The following is a 21,571-nucleotide window of genomic DNA, read 5'->3' on the forward strand; positions in this document are numbered from 1 at the left end:
AGTTGTATCAGCAAGCCCTTGAGGTCGCCGACCCCATCTCCCATATGGAATCGCGTGCCGCTAAGCCGCCTGGTCGTTATGCGACCGCACGATCTCCAGGAACGCCGCCAGGATAGGCGACACGTCGTCCTCGCGGTAAATGCAGCTCAGGTCGACCACCGCGTGCGGCGCGTTCTTCAACGGCCGGTAGACCACCCCCGGCAAGCGCAGGCTGGTGGCCGACTCCGGCACCAGCGCCAGCCCGAAGCCACTGGCCACCAGCGCCACGCCGGTCACGGCGTCGCCGGCTTCCTGGGAGACATCGGGCAGGAAGCCTTCCTGCCGGCACAACTCCATCACCCGGTCGATGAAATTCGGCTTGACCCCGGTGGGGAACATCACCATCGGATGGTTTTTCAGCGCCGCCAGCGGAATCGCTTCCTCGGCGACCAGCGGATGGCCTTCCGGCAGCGCCACCAGCACCGGCTCCATTTTGACCAGTTCGATGCGGATGTCGGGAATCGGCCCCAGCATGCGGTTGAAGCCGATCGTGATCCGGTGCTGCCGCAGCGCTTCGATCTGTTCCGTCTTGTTCATCGCGTGCAGCACGATGTTCACGTCCGGGTAGGCCGTGCGGAAGCGCAGCAGCAGCCTCGGGATCATGGACAGCACGCCGGAGCCGAAGATGCCCACGTCGATCCGCCCGAGCTTGCCCTGCGCGGCGCGCTGGGTGCGCTCCACCGCCTGCTCCACCAGCGACTGGATGTTCAGCGATTCCTGTAGCAGCAATTCCCCCGCCTGCGTCAACGTCACCCCCTTGGCCGTGCGCTCGAACAGCGGCGCGCCGATTTCCTCCTCCAGCTGTTGTATCTGACGCGTCAACGGCGGTTGCGAAATGTTCAGCGCGAGGGCCGCACGGCCGAAGTTCAGTTCCTGTGCGACGGCGACGAAGTATTTGATTTGTCGAAAATTCATGCGGGTCTTTCGATGATGGCGATCAGGTGGCGCGTGGCGGCGCCGCGACGCGGCGGCGGCGGCGGCTCGCGCGCGCCGCGTCCGGCGGCCAGCCATTTTACGCGCGATTCCGCGCGCTGGCCGGTGAGTCATACCTTTTTCGTATCAAGTAGGCGTTCAGAAGGCATTGGACGCTCATTTTTTCGCAACATACCATGCAAAAAGTCCTGAAGTTTCGGGCCCGGGCCAGTGTTCCAGGAGCACCGTCCGCGACCCGCAAGCGCAGTTGGGAACCATAAAAAAGAGATTTCAACGGAGGAGACATGAGTAACAAGAATGTAGTTTCTGCAGGTGGATTCGCGCTCGCGGCCGGTGTGGCGGCGTTGCTGCAGATGGCGCAAGCCCAGGCCGGCACGATCGAGACCGGCCAGCCCGACCTGAAGGTGCGCTGGGACAACACCTTCAAGTATTCGGCCGCCTTGCGCGTGAAGGATGCCAGCCAGAACGTGGCGGCCTCGTACGTCAATCCCAACGTGGACGCCGGCGACCTGGCCCTGGACAAGGGCTTGATCAACAACCGCGTAGACTGGCTGACGGAACTCGATGTCGCCTATCAGGGCCTGGGTGCGCGCGTGTCCGCCGCCGCCTGGTATGACACGGTCTACAACAAGAGCAGCAATGATTTCCCCGTCTCGATTCCGTTCCCGAACACGGCCGGCGCGCTGGCGGGCGGCCCCAACAACACGTTCACGCCGGCGGCCAAGAAGCTGATGGGCCGCAAGGCCGAGCTGGCCGACGCCTTCGTCTACGGCAGCACCGACATTGGCGACGGCATGGGCCTGAGTGGCCGCATCGGCCGTCACACGCAGCTGTATGGCGAAACGCTGTTCCTGGGCGCGAACGGCATCGCCTACGCCCAGGGCCCGGTCGACCTGATCAAGCTGTTCTCGCTGCCCGGCGTGCAGTTCAAGGAAATCGCGCTGCCGGTGGGGCAGGTGTCGGGCAATCTGCAAATCAATTCCGACCTGTCCATCGGCGCCTACTACCAGTACCAGTGGCGCGCGCTGCGCCTGCCGGCCGCCGGCAGCTACTTCAGCCCCGCCGACTTCGTTGGCGACGGCGCCGACCTGTTGCTCACGCCCGTGGGCGGCGCCGCCAGCCGCAGGCCAGATCTGGGCGGGCGCGATTCGGGCCAGTTCGGCGGCCGCGTCAAGTTCAAGGTGCCGGGCAGCGAAGTGGAATACGGCCTGTACGCCGCGAAGTACCACGACAAGTCGCCGATTCCCGTGCTCACCGTGACCGAGCCGGGCGCCTACAACGGCGGCACCTACCGCCTGATGTACGCGCAGGACGTGAAAGTGTACGGCGCCAGCTTCTCGACCCTGGTTGGCGAAACCAACGTGGGCGGCGAAATGTCGACCCGCCGCGACACGCCGCTGGCGCCGCTGGGCGACCTGGTGATCAACTTCGATCCCACGGCCGACAACCGCAAGAACTCGCCATACGCGGTCGGCAACAGCTTCCACGCCAACCTGTCCGCGATCACCGTGCTGGCCGCCAATCCGCTGTGGGACGCGGGCAGCTTCGTGGGTGAGCTGGCGTTCAACCGGCTGCTGAGCGTGACGCGCAATCCGACCAATCCCATGTTCACCAACGGCGTGCTGAACACCACCCACACGCGCGATGCCTGGGCCATGCGCATGGTGTTCCAGCCCGAGTACTTCCAGGTGCTGTCCGGCCTCGACCTGCAGGTGCCGATCGGCCTGGGCTACGGTATCTCCGGCCGTTCGGCCGTGTTCCAGGTGGCGCCCGAGCATGGCGGCGACCTCAGTGTCGGCGTGAACCTCGACTACAAGAAGACCTGGCGCGCCGGTGTGCAGTACACGCACTACATCGGCGCCGCCGGCGCGGCCCCGTCGCTGAACGCCGCCACCAACACCCAGGCCAGCTACCAGCAGTATTACAAGGACCGGGATTTCGTGACCTTCTCGGTCCAACGCACCTTCTAATTACCTAGCCGGAGACACAACATGCATACCCAACCCAAGTTGCTCGCCCTGGTCGCCTTGCTCGCCGCAGGCAAGCTGGCCATGGCCGCCGTACCCGCCGATGAAGCGGCCAAACTCAATTCCGTCCTCACGCCGCTGGGCGCCGAGAAGGCCGCCAACAAGGACGGCACGATTCCCGCCTGGACCGGCGGCCTGACCAAGATGCCAGCGGGCGCTGTGCGCGGCGATATTCCGGTCGACCTGTTCCCCGGCGAGAAGCCGCAGTTGCAGATCACGGCGAAGAACGCCGCCCAGTACGCGGCCAAACTGAGCGACGGCACGCGCGCCCTGATGGCCAAGTATCCGGACAGCTTCCGGCTGGACGTCTACCCGACCCACCGCACGGCCGCCGCGCCGCAGACCGTGTACGAGCACACGCTGAAGAACGCCACCAACTGCAAGCTGGTGGAGGGAGGCGCGTCGGTCGCAGGCTGCTTCGGCGGCATCCCGTTCCCGGTGCCCAAGAGCGGCGCGGAGATCATCTGGAACTACCTGCTGCGCGTGGAGCCCGAGTCGGTGGCCTATGCGTTCCGCAACGTGGTCGGTTCGGCCGACGGTTCCGTCACGCTGGCCACGCGCAACGACATCTGGTTCCAGTACCCGTACTATCAAAAGGACGGCAGCGCCGAGAAGTGGTCGGGCGAGTACTTCCTGCAGCGCTTCATCACCACCGCGCCGCCGTTCAAGGCCGGTGAATCGCTGGTGCTGCGCGACGGCATCAACGCCAAGGAACCGCGCCAGGCCTGGCAGTACCTGGTGGGCCAGCGCCGCGTGCGCCGCGCACCGACGGTCGGCTACGACACGCCAGATTTCGTCGCCTCCGGCGCCAACTACTTCGATGAAGTGCAGGGCTTCTTCGGCCCACCGGACCGCTTCCAGTGGAAGCTGATCGGCAAGCAGGAGATGTACATCCCGTACAACAATAACAACCTGATCAGCGCCAAGCTGGACGACGCGCTGGGCAAGCACCACTACAACCCGGACAAGATGCGTTGGGAGCTGCACCGCGTGTGGGTGGTGGAAGCGACCGTCGCCCCAGGCAAGCGCCATGCGGTGCCCAAGCGCCGCTACTACTTCGACGAGGACAGCTGGCTGCTGGCCATGGTCGATGGCTACGACACGGAAGGCAAACTGTGGCGCACCTCGCAGATGACGCCGTTCGCCGCGCCGTCCGTGCCGGCCAACCTGGTCAAGCCGGTGCTGGTGTTCAACCTGCAGGCGGGCACCATGAGCGGCGTGCAGTTGCTGAACGACGAGACGTTCCGCATCGTGCCGCGCAAGCCGGAGAAGTTCTTCACCGGTGACGCCGTGGCGGCGGAAGCGGCGCGCTGAGAAAGTCTTCCGTCACCCCCGTCGTTCCCGCGCAGGCGGGAACCCATGCTGAGTAAGCAGGCAAGCGGTCTATGGGTTCCCGCCTACGCGGGAACGACGAACGCTAGGGTGACGGCGCCTATATTTTTACCGCCCAAGGGCAGCCTCCCAGCCGCCTGCGGGCCATCGGATTGCGACCATGTTCCCATCATTGAATCAAAACCGCCGCATCGCCGCCTTCTGGCTGGCCTGCGGCCTCACGCCGCTCGCCATGGCGGCAGCCGCGCCGGCCCAGAAGGGCGTTGACCTGCTGACCCGCCCGGCCGTGATCCGCCAGCACGCGGAAAGCGCTGTCATGCTGGCCGTGGCCAGCGCGGGCGCGCGGCTGGTGGCTGTCGGCGAGCGCGGCATCATCCTGCTGTCCGACGACCAGGGCAAGACCTGGCGCCAGACGCCGGCCCCCGTCAGCGTGGCGCTGACGGCCGTGCACTTCCCGGACGCGCAGCATGGCTGGGCCGTGGGCCACGGCGGCGTGGTACTGGCCACCAGCGATGGCGGCGCCACGTGGCGCAAGCAGCTGGACGGCTTGCAGGCCGCGCAGATCGAACTGGCCGGCGCGCGCCAGCAGGCGCCGCAGGACGGCGAAGCCGGCGCCGCGCGCCTGCACGACGCTGAACGCCTGCTGGCCGAAGGCGCGGACAAGCCGTGGCTGGACGTGCGCTTCAGCGACACCCAGCACGGCATGGTGGTCGGCGCCTACGGCATGGCCCTGGCCACCGCCGACGGCGGCGCCAACTGGACCACGCTGCGCGGCCAGATCGACAATCCGCGCGGCCACCACCTGTACCGGATCTACGCCGAAGGTGGCAACACCTATCTGGCCGGCGAGCAGGGCGCCTTGTACCGCGCCGCCGACGGTTCGGCCAATTTCCAGGAAATCAAAACACCGTACGCGGGCAGCTACTTCGGCATGGTGACGGGCCGCCACGGCGAGTTGATGCTGTTCGGCCTGCGCGGCAACGCCTACCGCTCCACCGACGGCGGCGCCAACTGGCAGAAGGTCGATACCGGCCTGCCGATCACGCTCACGGCCGGCCAACGCCTGGCGTCCGGCGAGATCGTGCTGGCCGACGAGACGGGCCGCGTGCTGAAAAGCCGCGACGATGGCGCGAGTTTCGCGTCCGTGCCGCTCACGCAGCGGGCCTCGTTCACGGGCGTGGCGCAATCGGCCGATGGCAGCCTGGTGCTGTCCGGCACGCGCGGCATGGTGCGCATCGCCGCTGAAACTGTTTTAGGAGCTACGAAATGAGCCACGGCCAACTGTCCAATGACGAACCAGTGATCCGCGACCTGCGCGACTTCGACGCGCGCTCCGGCACGCTGGTCGAACGTCTGCTGTTCAACAACCGGCTGGTGATCGCCGTGCTGTGCCTGATCGTGACGGCGGTGCTCGGCTACCAGGCGCTGGGCCTCACGCTCAACGCCGCGTTCGAGAAGATGATTCCGACGCGCCATCCTTACATCGTCAACTACCTGGCCAACAAGGCCCAGATCGCCGGCCTCGGCAACTCGCTGCGCATCGCCGTGGAGGTGGAGCAGGGCACCATCTTCGACGCCGAGTACCTCGATACGGTGCGCAAGATCACCGATGAAGTGTTCCTCTATCCGGGCGTGGACCGGCCCTACATGAAGTCGTTGTGGACGCCGTCCGTGCGCTGGACCGGCGTGACGGAGGACGGCCTCGATGGCGGCCCCGTGATCCCGGACACCTACGACGGTTCGCCGGGCAGCCTGGATCAGGTGCGCGTGAACGTCGAACGTTCCGGCGAGATCGGCTTGCTGGTGGCGGCCAACTACCGCTCCAGCATCATCCTGCTGCCGTTGCAGGAAAAAGTGGCGGAGACGGGCAAGGCGATCGATTACCACGACCTGTCGGGCCGGCTCGAAAAGCTGCGCGCCAAGTACGAGACGCGCAACATCCACATCCACATCACCGGCTTCGCCAAGGTGGTGGGCGACCTGCTGGACGGCCTGCGTGAAGTGCTGGTGTTCTTCGCCATCGCGATCGCCATCTGCGCCGGCGTGCTGTACTGGCACACCCGTTGCGCGCGCAGCACGGCGCTGGTGGTGCTGTGCTCGCTGGTGGCCGTGATCTGGCTGCTGGGCCTGCTGCCCACGCTGGGCCTGGGACTCGATCCGTATTCCGTGCTGGTGCCGTTCCTCGTGTTCGCCATCGGCATGAGCCACGGCGCGCAGAAGATGAACGGCATCATGCAGGACATCGGCCGTGGCACGCACAAGCTGATCGCCGCGCGCTACACCTTCCGCCGCCTGTTCCTGGCCGGTATGACGGCGCTACTGGCCGACGCCGTCGGCTTCGCCGTGCTGCTGGTGATCGACATCCAGGTCATCAAGGAACTGGCGCTCGCCGCCAGCCTGGGCGTGGCCGTGCTGATCTTCACCAACCTCGTGCTGCTGCCTATCCTGCTGTCGTTCACCGGCGTGAGCGCCGTGGCCGCGCAGCGCAGCCTGGTCGCCGAACAGAGCGACGAAGCGGACAAGCATCCGTTCTGGGTCTTCCTCGACCTGTTCACCCAGCGCAAGTGGGCCGGCGTCGCCATCGCGGCCAGCCTGGTGCTGGGCGGCGCGGGCTTCCTGGTCAGCACCCAGCTGAAGATCGGCGACACCGACCCCGGCGCGCCGGAACTGCGGCCCGATTCGCGCTACAACCGCGACAACGCCTTCATGGTGGCCAACTACGCGGCCAGCAGCGACACCTACGTGGTCATGGTCAAAACGCCACAATTCTACTGCGCCCATTACGACACGCTGCAACTGGTGGACGACCTCGAATCGCGCCTGCAACAGCTGCCGGGCGTGGAGGCGACCAACTCGCTGGCCGCGCTGGCCAAGCAGGCGGCGGCCGGCATGAACGAAGGCAGCCTGAAATGGTACGAGATTCCGCGTTCGCAGAACATGCTGAACTCGATCATCACGCGGGCCCCGCGCGAGCTGTTCAACCAGAACTGCGACCTGCTGACCGTCTATGTGTATCTGAAAGACCACAAGGCAGACACGCTGAGCCGCGTCGTCGAAGGCGTCGATGCCTTCGCCCGCGAGCATGACAGCGACCAGATCCGCTTCCTGTCCGCCGCCGGCAACGCCGGCATCGAAGCGGCCACCAACATCGTCGTCAAGCGCGCCAACCTGGAGATTCTGCTGCTGGTGTACGCCGCCGTGATCGTGCTGTCGTTCATCACCTTCCGCTCGTGGCGGGCCGTGATCTGCGCCGTGCTGCCGCTGATGCTGACCTCGGTTCTGTGCGAAGCGCTGATGGTGGCCCTGCATATCGGCGTCAAGGTCGCCACCTTGCCCGTCATCGCGCTGGGCGTCGGCATCGGCGTCGACTATGCGCTGTACGTGATGACGGTGATGCTGGGGCAGATGCGCTTGGGCATGAGTTTGTCGCAAGCGTACTACAGGGCGCTGCTGTTCACGGGCAAGGTGGTGGTGCTGACGGGCGTGACGCTGGGCATCGCCGTGGCGACCTGGGCGTTCTCCCCCATCAAGTTCCAGGCCGACATGGGCATCTTGCTGGCCTTCATGTTCATCTGGAACATGCTGGGCACGCTGATCCTGCTGCCCGCGCTGGCGCACTTCCTGCTGCGTCCCGCGCAGCGGGCGGCGCAGGACGCGCCGGTGGCCCAGCAGCCAACGACGGCCGTGGCCTGAGCCCGGCGGGCCATGGCTGAAACGGGTTTTCTGCGTTAAAGTAGGGTAACTATAAAACCAGAATGCGAGACATGGGAAAAAATAAGGCGCTTAGCGAAGTATTCAATCTCCGCTCGCGTCTGCGTTTCGACACCGCCAACGGCAACATCTGGCTCGACGAGAGCCGCATGATGTTGCTGCACACGCGCGCGTTCGGCGCCCTGCGCAAGGAATTGTTCGATTCCCTGGGCGTCGAGCGGGCGCGTGGGCTGTTGGTGCGGATGGGTTTTGTGGCCGGACAGCAGGACGGGGAACTGGCCAAGAAACTGGCCGGCGACCGTCCGCTGGACGAGATCTTCCTGCTGGGACCGGAAATTCACGGCCTTGAAGGTGTGGTCAAGACCAGGACGGTGCGTTGCGACCTTGATTTCGAGCATGGGAATTTCTATGGCGAATTCACGCTCGAAAATTCCTGGGAGGCGGAATCGCACCTGCAGACCTTCGGTGTGGACAAGGACCATGCGTGCTGGAGCGTCATAGGCTACGCCTCAGGCTACGTGACCGCGTTCATGAACCGGCTGATCGTGTTCCGCGAGACGGCCTGCCACGCCTGCGGCGAAGCGCTCTGCAACATGATCGGCAAGAACGCCGAGGAATGGGATGAGGAATATCTGCGCTATTTCCATCCTGAAAACATTGCCGAGCAGATGATCGAGCTGCAGCAGCAGGTGACGCAACTGCGCGCCACCCTCGATTCGGCGCGCGGATCATCGGACAACATGGTGGGCGAATCGGTCGCGTTCAGGGGCGCCTTCTCGCTGTTGAAGAAGGCCGCGCTCAGCCCGATCAACGTGTTGTTGCTGGGCGAAACGGGCGTGGGCAAGGAGCGTTTCGCGCGCTGGCTGCACGAGAATGGACCACGGGCCGACAAGCCCTTCATCGCCGTCAACTGCGCCGCCATCCCGCACGACCTGATCGAAGCGGAACTGTTCGGCGTGACCAAGGGCGCCTACACGGGCGCCGAACAGTCGCGCCCCGGACGGTTCGAGCGGGCCAACGGCGGCACCTTGTTCCTGGACGAGATCGGCGACCTGGCGCCCGCCGCGCAAGTCAAACTGTTGCGCGTGCTGCAAACCGGGGAAGTCGAACGGCTGGGCGACGACCATGCGCGCAAGGTCGACGTGCGGCTGGTGTCGGCCACCAATGTCAACCTGCAGCAAGCCATCAGCACGGGGAAATTCCGCGCCGATCTTTACTACCGGCTGGCGACGTATCCCGTCACCATCCCGCCGCTGCGCGAACGGCCGAGCGACTTGCCGTTGCTGGTGGAATCGTTCATCGAGAAGTTCAGCGCGCTGTATCCGAAGAAGGTGCTGGGCGTCACCGAGCGCGCCATGCAGATGCTGAGCCAGTATTCCTGGCCCGGCAATATCCGCGAACTGGAGAACGTGATCGAACGCGGCGTGCTGCTGGTGCCGCCCGGCGCACGCATCGAAGCCGGCCATTTATTCGCCGAGCAGCAGCAATTCGTGCAGGAAGGCGAGGGGATAGACCTGGAAGGGCATCTGCCGGAACGCAACGCGGCTCGGGAACAGGGGCTGTGCGAGGAGTTGTTGCGACCGGACTTTAACCTTATCGCGCATGAGAACGCGCTGGTGGATCTGGCGGTGAAGAAGGCCAACGGCAACTTGAGCCAGGCCGCGCGCTTGCTGGGGATTACGCGGCGGCAGCTGGCTTATAAGTTTAATCGGAGTGGGGAGTGATGGCTCATTCAAATTCCGCAGGCTCAGCTATCTTGCGTGACGACTACTGGGTGAGCACGCTAATCTTGATCTTTCGCTAAGCGTCGGTGCGCCAATGTATGACTATGCAATGACTATTTTCTTATTTGGAGAATGTCATGGCAATCGACGTCTATCTGCAGATCGATGGCATCAAGGGGGAGTCAGCGGATTCCTCGCACGTTGGATGGATCGAGGTCACTTCAGCGCACTGGGGGGTGACACAGCCAAAAAGCGCGACCGCGTCGACTGGCGGTGGCCACACCGCCGAACGGTGCGAACATCGGACTCTCTCAATTACCAAACTGGCCGATCTTTCGTCCCCATTGCTGATGCAGATCAGCTCGGCAGGCAAGACAATTCCCAAGGCCAGGATGGAGTTCATGCGCGCCGATGGCCAGGGTGAACGCGTGAAGTATTATGAAGTCGAGCTGGAGAATGTGCTGGTCGGAAGCATGGATCAGTTAGTGACCGAAGGCAGCATCCTCCACGATTCCATCGGCCTGAAGTTTTCCCAAGTGAAGTGGAAGTACACGCAGCAAAAGATTAGCGGTGGTGCGGGCGGCAATACGGCCGGTGGCTGGAATTTGTCGACCAACAAAATAGCATAAGGGGCGATCATGCTTGAAGTCGCCCCCAAAGATGAGCGCAAATACTTCATGCTCCCGCAGGCTCCCGAAGATGCGGGTTATTACGTCTACGGCAGGTTAAACGGCCACCCAAGTCACGGCGCTTTTCAATATGCACATCCGTCGATGATGACGGCGATTTTGCGAGTGGAGCGGGAATGGCAAGCTCTTGACTCGCGCAAGTTTGGTGTCGGTGATATCAGCCTGGCTAACGGGGCGGCAAACCTGGACCACAAGACGCACCACAGCGGGCTGGAAGTGGACATACGACCACTGCGCAAGGATGGATTGCCCGAACCCGTGACTTGGCATGACGCCGAGTATGACCACGACGCCACAGAGGTTCTGATTGATCTGTTTCGTATTTATGCTCCAGTTGCACTGATCTATTTCAACGATCCAGATATGCCGTTCGTAGAGAAAATGATCAAGCATGACAATCATTTTCATGTACAGATGCGAGGCTAGCATGCGAAAAATCAACGGGGTGATTCTCAGCCTTGGCGTGGTGTTTGTGGTGGCTTCCGCTGCGGAATGGTCTGGGGAATGGAAACCAATGAAAGCCAGTTACACGATTTATTCCGGTGAGCTCGCCGAGCGAGAGGCGCCGACGGCGAGCCAGCGCACGATGACGGTGGCGATTGAAGGGCCGGCTGCTAAGGAAGTGTTCGATTCGATAGCGCCGGATATTCGTCCGCTTTGCAGTCAAGAAAAAGGCGATCGAGAGAGACAGAAAGTTGGTGTCGATTGCATCTACAGTCGTAAAGGAAGTGAATACCGTTGCTGGATCGGCCTCAATTTGCGAACCGGCGAGAGCATCCCGACCGTTAGCTGTTGATGTCATATCTTCCGCTTGCAGAGCTTGATGCGGCCAGAATTTTTTGCTTCGATGCGCCCCAGGAGGGGCGCATTGTTTTGTGGAGATCACTTTGATATACCTGCTCATATAGCAGCTTGAGTTTAGCTTACGAGGGTTTAACCCCGCACAGCCGCCTCGATCGCGGCCACGTCGATCTTCTGCATCTTCATCATCGCGTCGAACGCGCGTTTCGCCACCTCGCCACCCTGCGTCATCGCCTCGGTCAGCACGCGCGGCGTGATTTGCCACGACAAGCCCCATTTGTCCTTGCACCAGCCGCACGCGTTGGCCGAGCCGCCGTTGTCGATGATCGCGTTCCAGTAGCGGTCGGTTTCCTCCTGGTCGTCGGTGGCGATCTGGAACGAGAACGCTTCGTTGTGTTTGAAAACATCTCCGCCATTGAGGCCCAGGCACGGGATGCCGCAGACCGTGAATTCGACGGTCAGCACATTGCCCGCTTTACCGCCCGGAAAATCGGACGGCGCGCGGTGGATGCCGCCGACTGAGCTGTCGGGGAAGGTGCGGGCATAGAAGTGTGCGGCTTCTTCCGCGTCATGGTTGTACCACAGGCAGATCGTATTCTTTGCCATCATTGTTCTCCTTTGTTGGTCATCACCAGGGCTGGTCCGCACGCGCCATAACGCGCCGTATCCCGTCCTGCGACCTAGCTTACTCCCGTTAGCAAATAAGCAGCATCCGCTTCATGCGTCCCGGTGCCATCTCCGCGTTCGAATCACACCCGCTCAAGCTGCCGGCGCCCCTGCCTCTCAAGGGCACTTCCGGCCATTTGACAAATTTGTCCAACGACGGTTTACCGCTTAACGAATTTGTCGAGCCAGGCATGAATCTTCCAGTTTGCGTTTATTGCATTTTCCTTTTAAATCAATAGCTTGCGAAGTGGCACGGCGCTTGCTAAATAGCTGGAAAAAGACATGCGATCTTTTTCTGTCGGCGACAGCCGGCAAACCGATTTCACAGGAGACAGCCATGAAACGAGCAGCCCATCTGCGGGCTGGCGGTGGTACGCCAGCCTTGTCCAATACGCCCCGGTCCGGCTTCAGCCACGGCCACGCGGCGTCATCCCCATCACGATCCGGCCGCTGCCGCCATCCCCACCGTTCCCACTGACGGCCGGAGGCGATCGTGACCACTTTCAACATAACGGTCAGTGAAACCCAGGAAGTCTTTTCCTGCCCCGACGACAAGTCGGTGCTGGAAGGGATGGTTCGCCTGGGCAAGCGCGGGATTCCGCTCGGCTGCCGCGGCGGCGCCTGCGGTGTGTGCAAGGTGGAGGTGCTGTCCGGCCGCTACGCGCAAAAGCCGATGAGCCGCTGCCACGTCGATGCGGACGATGAACGCGAGGGCAGGGTGCTCGCATGCCGCATCACCCCGAGCACGGACCTCGAAATCCGCGTGCTCGGCCACATGAAACGCGCAGTACTGGACCAGCCTTCCAGCAAACAGGCTTGACCCAGCTTTTCTTATTACAACCAGGAGACTTCAAATGGCAATGACAGGTGTTTTACGTCCAGGGCATGTACAAATCCGCGTTCTCGATCTGGATGAAGGCGTGCGCCACTACCGCGACGTGATGGGCATGGAGGAAACCGGCCGCGACGAGCAAGGCCGCGTCTACCTCAAGTGCTGGGACGAGATCGACCACGCCAGCGTCGTGCTGCGCCAGGCCGACCGCGCCGGCCTGGACTTCATCGGCTTCAAGGTGCTGAATGTGAAGACGCTGAACCAGCTCGAAGCGGACCTGAAGGAATACGGCGTCAAGACCGAGCGCATCCCCGCGCGCGAGATGCTGGAAACGGGCGAGCGTGTGCGCTTCGTGGTCGCCACCGGCCACACCATCGAGCTGTACGCGGAGAAGGCGCCGCACGGTAACGGTTGCGGTGCCGTCAACCCCACGCCGTGGAGCCCGCAGTCGGAGCGCGGCATCGCGCCGCGCCGCCTCGACCACGCGCTGCTGTACGGCCCCAACATAGAGGAAGTGCGCAAGCTGTTCGTGGACGTGCTGGGCTTCACGCTGGTCGAACACATCCTCACCCCGGACGGCAAGGCCAACCAGGTGGTGTTCCTGAGCTGCTCGATCAAGTCGCACGACATCGCGTTCGGCGAATACCCGGAGCCGGGCAAGCTGCACCACTGCTCGTTCCTGATGGACAGCTGGGACCACGTGCTGCGCGCCGGCGACATCATGTCCATGCACAAGGTGCCGGTCGATATCGGCCCGACCCGTCACGGCGTCACGCGCGGCTGCACCATCTACGCGTTCGACCCGTCGGGCAACCGCTTCGAGACGTTCAAGGAAGACCGCACGCCGTATCCGGACCACGCGCCGCTGACCTGGACCTTCGATGGTCTGATCGTCGAAGGTGGCCTGGACTATGTGCAGCGCAAGCTGCATGAATCCTTCCTGACCGTGGTCAGCTGAGAGGCCGCCATGCAACCCGTTCTGGACACGGCCACGCCGTCCCGCACGCTCGACACCACGCGCCGCTTCGTGCGTCCGCGCGGCGGGCGCGGAAAGGGCTTCATCGAGTTCGAGTTCGCCATCGGCGAGCCGGAACTGTTCGTCGAGCTGATCCTCACCCCGGACGCCTACGCGGAATTCTGCGAGGCCAACCAGGTGGAAGTGCTGCCGGCGTCCGCGCCGTCCGACACGCCCGACGACTGGGACTGGCGCCTGTCCGATGCGACCGCGCACCCGTTCAAGTCCACCGATGCATAACCATCTTATTTGAGAACCACCATGCAAATCGATCTGCAAACACTGAGCATCCAGCCCCTGCGGCAAACCTTCGACCACCTGGCGCGCCGCTTTGGCGACAAGCCAGCCTCGCGCTACCAGGAGGGCAGCTACGATATCCAGGCCGCCGAGAACCTGCACTATCGCCCCACTTGGGACCCGAGCCAGGAACTGTACGACGCCTCCATCACCAAGATCGTGATGGCCGACTGGTACGCGTTGAAGGACCCGCGCCAGTTCTACTACAACACCTACACGCTGGCCCGCGCCCGCCAGCAGGACACGGCCGAGGCCAACTTCAGCTTCGTCGAATCGCGCGGCCTGGCCGACGCGCTGCCGGACAACCTGAAGGAGGCGGCCCTGCGCGTGCTGGTGCCGCTGCGTCACGCGGCCTATGGCGCGAACCTGAACAACACCTTCATCTGCGGCTACGGCTACAGCACCATCTTCACCCAGCCGTGCATGTACCACGCGATGGACAACCTGGGCATCGCGCAGTACCTGTCGCGCCTTGGCCTGCTGCTGGAGGGCACGGACGCGCTGGCCGAGGGCAAGCGCGCCTGGATGACCGACGACGCGTGGCAGCCGCTGCGCCGCTACATGGAGGATTGCCTGGTGCTGCGCGATCCGTTCGAGCTGTTCGTGGCGCAGAACGCGGCGATGGACGGTTTGCTGTACCCGCTGATCTACGAGCGCGTGGTGGACGACACCTGGTCCACGGCCGGCGGTTCGGCCGTGGCCATGCTCACCCAGTTCATGAACGACTGGTTCGACGAAACCCGCAAGTGGGTCGATGCCGTGCTGCGCACCGCCGCGGCGGAGTCGGCGCATAACCGCGCCGTGCTGCAGGACTGGACCCAGAAGTGGAGTAACCGCGCGGCGAGCGCGTTGCTGCCGGTGGCCGGTCTGGCGCTGGGCGCGGAGGCCGACGAGGTGCTCGGCGAGGAAGTGGCGGCCTTCAAGGCGCGTATGAACAAAATCGGCATCGAAGTCTGAGGAGGCACCATGTCCACTGTATTTATCGCACTGCAAGCGAACGAAGCGACCCGTCCCATCATCGACGCCATCCTGGCCGACAACCCGGAGGCCACCATCAAGCGCGATCCGGCCATGGTCAAGATCAACGCCCCCGGCCACCTGGTGATCCGCCGCAGCTCCATCGAGGAGCAGACCGGCGCCCATTTCGATCTGCAGGAACTGCAGGTCAACCTGATCACGCTCAGCGGCAACGTCGACGAGACGGAAGACGAACTCACGCTCCACTGGAACAATTAAGGAATCACGACATGGATACCAAAGTCACCAAGCCCAAGCTGGGCCTGAAGGAAAAATACCGTTTGCTGACCCGCGACCTGGCCTGGGAAACCAGCTACCAGCCGCAGGAGGAGGTGTACCCGTACGCGCGCTACGAGGGCATCAAGATCCACGACTGGGAGAAGTGGGAAGACCCGTTCCGCCTGACCATGGACTCGTACTGGAAATACCAGGCCGAGAAGGAGCGCAAGTTCTACGCCGTGATCGACGCGCACGCCCAGAACAACGGCCACCTGAACATCACGGACGCGCGCTACCTGAGCGCGCTGAAGATCTTCCTGCAGGCGATCAGCCCCGGCGAGTACGCGGCGCACAAGGGCTTCTCGCGCGCGGGCCGCGAGTTCCCCGGCGTGGGCACGCAGGTGGCTTGCCAGATGCAGGCCATCGACGAGATCCGCCACGCGCAGACGCAAATCCATGCGCTGTCGAACTACAACAAGTACTACAACGGCTTCCACGCCTTCGCCGACCAGCGCGACCGCATCTGGTACACCTCGGTGGCGCGCTCGTTCTTCGACGACGCGATGTCGGCCGGCCCGTTCGAATTCATGATCGCCATCGGCTTCTCGTTCGAATACGTGCTGACCAACCTGCTGTTCGTGCCGTTCATGTCCGGCGCCGCCTACAACGGCGACATGGCCACCGTCACCTTCGGCTTCTCGGCCCAGTCGGACGAGGCGCGCCACATGACGCTGGGCCTGGAGTGCATCAAGTTCATGCTGGAGCAGGACCCGGACAACCTGCCCATCGTGCAGGGCTGGATCGACAAGTGGTTCTGGCGCGGCTTCCGCGTGCTGGGCCTGGTCAGCACCATGATGGACTACATGCTGCCCAAGCGCGTCATGTCGTGGCGCGAGGCGTGGGAGATCTACGGCGAGGAGAACGGCGGCGCGCTGTTCCGCGACCTGGCGCGCTACGGCATCCGTCCTCCCAAGGGTTGGGCCGACGCCGGCGAGGCGATCGACCACATGTCGCACCAGTTCATGCTGGGCCTGTACCAGTGGAGCTTCGGCACCGCCTTCCACAGCTGGATTCCGTCCGAGGACGACATGGAATGGCTGTCGGCCAAGTACCCGACCACGTTCGACAAGTACTACCGGCCGCGCTGGAAGCACATCAAGAAGCTGGCCGACGCCGGCACGCCGTTCAAGAACTTCGGCCTGGCCAAGCTGTGCCAGTGCTGCCAGCTGCCGTCCGTGTTCAACGAGCCGGGCGATCCGACGCTGAGCTGCCACCGCGAGACCGAGTACAAGGGCGAGAAGTACCACTTCTGCTCGGACCACTGCCAGGACATCTTCGAGAACGAGCCGGAGAAGTACATCCAGGCCTGGCTGCCGATGCCGGCGCTGTTCCAGGAGCTGGGCGGCGACGTGGGCGCGTGGATGGACTGGGTCAGCCTGAAGGATGGCGTGGACAACGGCGATTTCGTCGGTTCCCAGGACGAGGCCAACTTCGACCGCTGGCGCGGCATGGCCAAGGCCAACAAGTAAGCGCCGCGAATGGCGCCGCCGGCCGGCACGGGCTGGCGGGCGGCGCCGCAATGACAAATAGATGCGAGGAGAATCATCATGGCTGTAACTTCAATCAAGGAATACGTGGGCGTGGCGCGCGATGCGGTGGCCAACTTCAATGGCAAGCAGCTGCTGTACGCGAGCTGGGACCGGCACTCGCTGTTCGCGTCGCCGTTCCTGCTGTGCGTCACCCCGGACATGAAGCTGGGCGACGTGCGCGACACCATGCTGGTGCCGCTGCTGCAGCCGGACCCCGATGCCGGCGCGATCGACTGGAGCAAGGTCGAGTGGCTGAAATCGAACCAGCCGTGGACGCCGGACTTTTCCGCCACCGTGGCCGCCAACGGCATCGGCCACAAGGACCAGATCCGCTTCAGCACGCCGGGCCTGAACACGCTGTGCGCCGCCGCCTGAGGTATTGAAATGAGCTACCAACTGACCATAGAGCCGCTGGGCCAGACCATCGAGGTGGAAGAGGGCCAGACCATACTCGACGCCGCGCTGCGGGCCGGCATCTACCTGCCGCATGCCTGCTGCCACGGCCTGTGCGCCACCTGCAAGGTGCAGGTGGTGGACGGCGAGGTCGATCACGGCGCCGCCTCCTCGTTCGCGCTGATGGACTTCGAGCGCGACGAGCAGAAGTGCCTGGCCTGCTGCGCCACGCCGCAAAGCGACCTGGTGATCGAGGCCGAGATCGACGAGGACGCGGACGCCCGCAACCTGCCCGTGAGCGATTACATGGGCACCGTGAGCCGCATCGAGTCGCTCACGCCCACCATCAAGGGCGTGTGGATCAAGCTGGATGATCCTGCCGGCATCGACTTCCAGGCCGGCCAGTACGTCAACCTGCACTTCCCGGACGACATGGGCAGCCGCGCGTTCTCGCTGGCCGGCCCGCCCGGCCTTGGTGAGGTGGAGCTCAATATCCGCATCGTGCCGGGCGGCCGCGCCACCGGCTACGTCCACCAGAGTATGAAGGTGGGCGAGCGGGTGCGGCTGTCCGGCCCGTACGGCCGCTTCTTCGTCAAGAAGTCGGCGGCCGTGCCCACCATCTTCATGGCGGGCGGCTCCGGCCTGTCCAGTCCCCGTTCGATGATCCTGGACCTGCTGGCCGAGGGCAGCACGCTGCCCATCACGCTGGTCTACGGCCAGCGCACGCGCGAGGAACTGTACTACCACGACGAGTTCCTGGCGCTGGCCGCCAAGCACCCGAACTTCCACTACGTGCCGGCCTTGTCGGGCGAGCCGGAAGGCAGCGCGTGGCATGGCTTCCGCGGCTTCGTGCACGAGGCGGCGAAGGCCCACTTCGACAACGACTTCCGTGGCCACAAGGCCTACCTGTGCGGGCCGCCGCTGATGATCGACGCTTGCATCAACACGCTGATGCAGGGGCGCCTGTTCGAGCGCGACATCTACACCGAGAAATTCATCTCGGCGGCCGACGCGCAGCAGGTGCGCAGCCCGCTGTTCCGCTCGATCTGAGGGCGTGGCGCCTGATACCTTACGGGTATCACGGCGCCGGAACAAAGGTATTGGACGGTATGGCTTGCCGTCCCTAAACTGGCTTTCAGTCGGTCTCCGTTTGAAACGGGGACCGCCGCGCAAAAACTATCCCCGCTTTCGCCCGACGAAAGCACCGTAAGGAGTTGGCAATGCAAATAGTGAAGAATTTTATCGACGGTGAGTTCGTCGACAGTGTGGAAGGCAAGACCTTCGACAAGCGCTCGCCGATCGACAACCGCGTGATCGCCCGCGTGGCCGAAGCCGGCCAGGCGGACGTGGACCGCGCCGTGCGCGCCGCCAAGGCTGCGCGCCATGGCGTGTGGGGCGGGCTGACGACGGACCAGCGCGTCGATCTGCTGTACGGCGTGGCCGACGAGATCACGCGCCGTTTCGAGGACTTCGTGGCGGCCGAGATGGCCGACACGGGCCAGCCCCGCCACGTGATGACCCATGTGTTCATTCCGCGCGGCGCGGCCAATTTCAAGGTCTTCGCCGACGTCATCAAGAACGTGCCGACCGAGTCGTTCCAGATGGCGACGCCCGATGGCCGCAGCGCCCTGAACTACGGTCTGCGCGTGCCCAAGGGCGTGGTGGGCGTGATCTCGCCGTGGAACGCGCCGTTCCTGCTGATGACGTGGAAGGTGGCGCCGGCGCTGGCCTGCGGTAACACGGTGGTGGTCAAGCCGTCCGAGGAGACGCCGCTGACGGCGGCCCTGCTGGGCGAGGTGATGAACAAGGTCGGCATCCCGCGCGGCGTGTACAACGTGGTGAACGGCTTCGGCCCGTCCTCGGCCGGCGAGTACCTGACCCGCAACCAGGGCGTGGACGCGATCACCTTCACCGGCGAGACGCGCACCGGTACCACCATCATGCAGGCCGCCGCGCAAGGCATGCGCGACGTGTCGTTCGAACTGGGCGGCAAGAACGCCGGCATCGTGTTCGCGGACGCCGATTTCGACGCGGCCGTGGAAGGGATCTTCCGCTCGGCCTTCCTCAACTCGGGCCAGGTGTGCCTGGGCACGGAGCGCGTGTACGTGGAGCGCCCGATCTTCGAGCGCTTCGTCGCCGCGCTCAAGCAGAAGGCGGAAGCCGTCAAGTTCGGCCGCCCCGACGATCCCGAGGCCAACTACGGCCCGCTGATCAGCGACGAGCACCGCCGCAAGGTGCTGTCCTACTACGCCAAGGCGGTGGAGGAGGGCGCCACGGTGGTGACGGGCGGCGGCGTGCCGGACATGCCGGCCGCGCTGGAGCAGGGCAACTGGGTGCAGCCCACCATCTGGACCGGCCTGCCCGAGACGGCCTCCGTGGTGCGCGAGGAAGTGTTCGGCCCGTGCTGCCATATCCGTCCGTTCGACACGGAGGATGAAGTGGTCAACCTGGCCAACGACAACGACTACGGCCTGTCGACGACGATCTGGACCACCAACCTGGCGCGCGCGCACCGCATGGCGGCGCGCATCGAGGTCGGTATCACCTGGATCAACAGCTGGTTCCTGCGCGATCTGCGCACCGCGTTCGGCGGTTCGAAGCAGTCGGGCATCGGCCGCGAAGGCGGCGTGCACTCGCTGGAGTTCTATACCGAAATGCGCAACGTTTGCGTCAAGCTCTGAGGAATTCATGGACGATAACACCATCACCCAATACGGCGACGAACTGTATCAAGCCTACGTCGACCGCAAGACCGTGCCGCCGCTGACGGCGCGCACGCCAGACATCACGCTGGAGGACGCCTACCGCATCCAGTCGCGCATGGTCGCGCGCCGCCTGCAGGCCGGCGAAACCATCGTCGGCAAGAAGATCGGCGTCACCAGCAAGGCCGTGCAGGATTTCCTGGGCGTGTTCCAGCCCGACTTCGGCCAGCTCACCTCCGGCATGATCTACCAGGAGGGCGACGCCATCGACCTCAATGGCCTGATCCAGCCCAAGGCGGAAGCCGAACTGGCCTTCGTGCTCAAGCACGATCTGGTCGGCCCGGGCGTGACGGCCATGGACGTGATCCGCGCCACCGACTACGTGGTGCCGTGCTTCGAGATCGTCGATTCGCGCATCACCGACTGGAAGATCAAGATCCAGGACACGGTGGCCGACAACGCCTCGTGCGGCGTGTTCGTGCTCGGCAAGACCCATGGCGACCCGCGCCAGCTCGACATCACGCTGGCCGGCATGGTGCTGGAAAAGAACGGCGAAGTGTTCTCCACCGCCGCCGGCGCCGCCGTGCAAGGCTCGCCCGCCAACGCCGTGGCCTGGCTGGCCAATACGCTGGGCGCGCTCGGCATCCCGTTCAAGGCCGGCGAGATCATCCTGTCCGGCTCCCAGTCGGCGCTGGTGCCGGTGACCGACGGCGACCAGCTGACCTGCACCGTCGGTGGCCTCGGCAGCTGCCAAGTTAAATTTTCCGGAAGGAGTGCGGTATGAGCCGTCAAATCACGTTGAAGCCTGAAGACGTTGTGCGCCTGTGCGAGCGCATCGAAGGCGCGCAGGCGCGCGCCCAGGCCATCCCCAAGCTGACGGACGAATATCCGAACATGACCAGCGACGACGGTTACGCCGTGCAGCACGCGCTGCGCAAGCGCTTCCTGGCCAATGGCCGGCGGCTGGTGGGCTGGAAGGCGGGCCTGACCTCGCGCGCCAAGATGATCCAGATGGGCGTGAACGCCCCGTCGATCGGCTTCCTCATGGCCGACATGGCGCGGCCCGAGAACTCGGCCATCACCACCTCCGACCTGGTGCACCCGCGCGTGGAATGCGAGGTGGCCTTCGTCACCAAGGCCCAGTTGCAGGGGCCGGGCTGCACCCTCCAGCAGGTGCTCGATGCGACCGACTACGTGCTGCCGGCCGTGGAGATCATCGATTCGCGCTTCTCCGGCTTCAAGTTCGACATGCCGAGCGTGATCGCCGACAACGGCTCGTCGGCGCGCTACGTGGCCGGTGGCCGCGCGCGCTACGCGGCCGACGTGGACCTGCGCACGCTGGGCGTGGTGATGGAGAAGAACGGCGAGATCGTGGCCACGGGTGCTTCGGCCGCCGTGCTGGGTCATCCGGCCGAGGCCATCGCCATGCTGGTCAACATCCTGGCCGAACAGGGCGAGGTGCTGCCGGCCGGTAGCTTCGTCATGAGCGGCGGCATCACGGAAGCCATCCCCGTCAAGCCCGGCGACAGCGTCGTGGCCCGCTTCCAGGAGCTGGGCAGCGTGTCGATGCGCTTCATCGAATAAC

At 64.2% G+C, this 21,571-nt stretch carries 21 protein-coding genes; 19 read left to right on the top strand and 2 right to left on the bottom strand.

Going from position 1 to position 21,571, the window contains the following annotated elements; all coding sequences use genetic code 11:
* Positions 1-60: 60 nt before the first annotated feature.
* The gene (locus tag AC1RQG_RS24980; protein WP_493135642.1) at positions 61-954 is read right to left on the bottom strand and encodes a LysR family transcriptional regulator; all 894 of its coding nucleotides are present in this window, start codon (positions 952-954) and stop codon (positions 61-63) included.
* 302 nt (positions 955-1,256) lie between these two features.
* Between AC1RQG_RS24980 and AC1RQG_RS24985 the strand changes: the two genes are divergently transcribed.
* The 8 genes from AC1RQG_RS24985 to AC1RQG_RS25020 all read left to right on the top strand — a co-directional run bounded on the left by AC1RQG_RS24985 (position 1,257) and on the right by AC1RQG_RS25020 (position 11,251).
* Complete coding sequence (locus tag AC1RQG_RS24985; RefSeq protein WP_493135644.1) at positions 1,257-2,942, top strand: DUF1302 domain-containing protein; 1,686 nt, start codon at positions 1,257-1,259, stop codon at positions 2,940-2,942.
* Positions 2,943-2,963: 21 nt separating this feature from the next.
* On the top strand, positions 2,964-4,313 hold the full coding sequence (locus AC1RQG_RS24990) for a DUF1329 domain-containing protein (RefSeq protein WP_493135646.1): 1,350 nt from the start codon (positions 2,964-2,966) through the stop codon (positions 4,311-4,313).
* 178 nt (positions 4,314-4,491) lie between these two features.
* On the top strand, positions 4,492-5,601 hold the full coding sequence (locus AC1RQG_RS24995; RefSeq protein WP_493135648.1) for a WD40/YVTN/BNR-like repeat-containing protein: 1,110 nt from the start codon (positions 4,492-4,494) through the stop codon (positions 5,599-5,601).
* Entirely contained in the window at positions 5,598-8,024 is a 2,427-nt protein-coding gene (locus AC1RQG_RS25000; RefSeq protein WP_493135650.1) for an efflux RND transporter permease subunit, read from the top strand. The genes AC1RQG_RS24995 and AC1RQG_RS25000 overlap by 4 nt, the downstream gene beginning before the upstream one ends.
* A gap of 71 nt (positions 8,025-8,095) precedes the next feature.
* Complete coding sequence (locus AC1RQG_RS25005; protein WP_493135652.1) at positions 8,096-9,766, top strand: sigma 54-interacting transcriptional regulator; 1,671 nt, start codon at positions 8,096-8,098, stop codon at positions 9,764-9,766.
* A gap of 137 nt (positions 9,767-9,903) precedes the next feature.
* Positions 9,904-10,395 (top strand): Hcp family type VI secretion system effector, encoded by a 492-nt coding sequence (locus AC1RQG_RS25010; protein ID WP_493135654.1) that lies wholly within the window; start codon positions 9,904-9,906, stop codon positions 10,393-10,395.
* Between the two features lie 9 nt (positions 10,396-10,404).
* Complete coding sequence (locus tag AC1RQG_RS25015; protein ID WP_493135656.1) at positions 10,405-10,881, top strand: penicillin-insensitive murein endopeptidase; 477 nt, start codon at positions 10,405-10,407, stop codon at positions 10,879-10,881.
* Position 10,882: 1 nt separating this feature from the next.
* Complete coding sequence (locus tag AC1RQG_RS25020) at positions 10,883-11,251, top strand: hypothetical protein (protein WP_493135658.1); 369 nt, start codon at positions 10,883-10,885, stop codon at positions 11,249-11,251.
* A 137-nt stretch (positions 11,252-11,388) separates the two neighbouring features.
* Here the strand turns inward: AC1RQG_RS25020 and AC1RQG_RS25025 are convergent, their stop codons facing one another.
* Positions 11,389-11,865 carry a VOC family protein gene (locus AC1RQG_RS25025; RefSeq protein ID WP_493135660.1) on the bottom strand — a complete coding sequence of 159 codons (477 nt, stop codon included), beginning with the start codon at positions 11,863-11,865 and terminating at the stop codon, positions 11,389-11,391.
* A gap of 550 nt (positions 11,866-12,415) precedes the next feature.
* On the opposite strand from AC1RQG_RS25025, the gene AC1RQG_RS25030 reads away from it, so the two are divergent.
* The 11 genes from AC1RQG_RS25030 to dmpH all read left to right on the top strand — a co-directional run bounded on the left by AC1RQG_RS25030 (position 12,416) and on the right by dmpH (position 21,570).
* The gene (locus AC1RQG_RS25030; RefSeq protein WP_493135662.1) at positions 12,416-12,742 is read left to right on the top strand and encodes a 2Fe-2S iron-sulfur cluster binding domain-containing protein; all 327 of its coding nucleotides are present in this window, start codon (positions 12,416-12,418) and stop codon (positions 12,740-12,742) included.
* Between the two features lie 34 nt (positions 12,743-12,776).
* A complete protein-coding gene (locus AC1RQG_RS25035) occupies positions 12,777-13,712 on the top strand; it encodes a catechol 2,3-dioxygenase (RefSeq protein ID WP_493135664.1) in 936 nt (311 codons plus the stop codon).
* A gap of 9 nt (positions 13,713-13,721) precedes the next feature.
* Positions 13,722-14,009, top strand: a complete 288-nt coding sequence (locus AC1RQG_RS25040; protein ID WP_493135666.1) for a phenol hydroxylase subunit — start codon at positions 13,722-13,724, stop codon at positions 14,007-14,009.
* A gap of 21 nt (positions 14,010-14,030) precedes the next feature.
* Positions 14,031-15,023: an aromatic/alkene monooxygenase hydroxylase subunit beta gene (locus AC1RQG_RS25045; protein ID WP_493135668.1), complete on the top strand. Its 993-nt coding sequence runs from the start codon at positions 14,031-14,033 to the stop codon at positions 15,021-15,023.
* A gap of 9 nt (positions 15,024-15,032) precedes the next feature.
* Positions 15,033-15,302, top strand: coding sequence for an MmoB/DmpM family protein (locus tag AC1RQG_RS25050; protein ID WP_492713661.1), 270 nt, complete (start codon positions 15,033-15,035; stop codon positions 15,300-15,302).
* 11 nt (positions 15,303-15,313) lie between these two features.
* Positions 15,314-16,831 (top strand): YHS domain-containing protein, encoded by a 1,518-nt coding sequence (locus AC1RQG_RS25055; protein ID WP_493135670.1) that lies wholly within the window; start codon positions 15,314-15,316, stop codon positions 16,829-16,831.
* A 78-nt stretch (positions 16,832-16,909) separates the two neighbouring features.
* Positions 16,910-17,266: a phenol hydroxylase subunit P4 gene (locus tag AC1RQG_RS25060; RefSeq protein ID WP_493135672.1), complete on the top strand. Its 357-nt coding sequence runs from the start codon at positions 16,910-16,912 to the stop codon at positions 17,264-17,266.
* A 9-nt stretch (positions 17,267-17,275) separates the two neighbouring features.
* A complete protein-coding gene (locus tag AC1RQG_RS25065) occupies positions 17,276-18,334 on the top strand; it encodes an NADH:ubiquinone reductase (Na(+)-transporting) subunit F (RefSeq protein WP_493135674.1) in 1,059 nt (352 codons plus the stop codon).
* Between the two features lie 170 nt (positions 18,335-18,504).
* Positions 18,505-19,965 carry a 2-hydroxymuconic semialdehyde dehydrogenase gene (locus tag AC1RQG_RS25070; RefSeq protein WP_493135676.1) on the top strand — a complete coding sequence of 487 codons (1,461 nt, stop codon included), beginning with the start codon at positions 18,505-18,507 and terminating at the stop codon, positions 19,963-19,965.
* Between the two features lie 7 nt (positions 19,966-19,972).
* Complete coding sequence (dmpE, locus tag AC1RQG_RS25075; protein ID WP_493135678.1) at positions 19,973-20,770, top strand: 2-oxopent-4-enoate hydratase; 798 nt, start codon at positions 19,973-19,975, stop codon at positions 20,768-20,770.
* 8 nt (positions 20,771-20,778) lie between these two features.
* Positions 20,779-21,570 (top strand): 2-oxo-3-hexenedioate decarboxylase, encoded by a 792-nt coding sequence (gene dmpH / locus AC1RQG_RS25080; RefSeq protein ID WP_493135703.1) that lies wholly within the window; start codon positions 20,779-20,781, stop codon positions 21,568-21,570.
* Position 21,571 lies beyond the last annotated feature (1 nt).

The sequence above is a fragment of the Rugamonas sp. GW822-FHT03B10 genome (assembly GCF_058801745.1).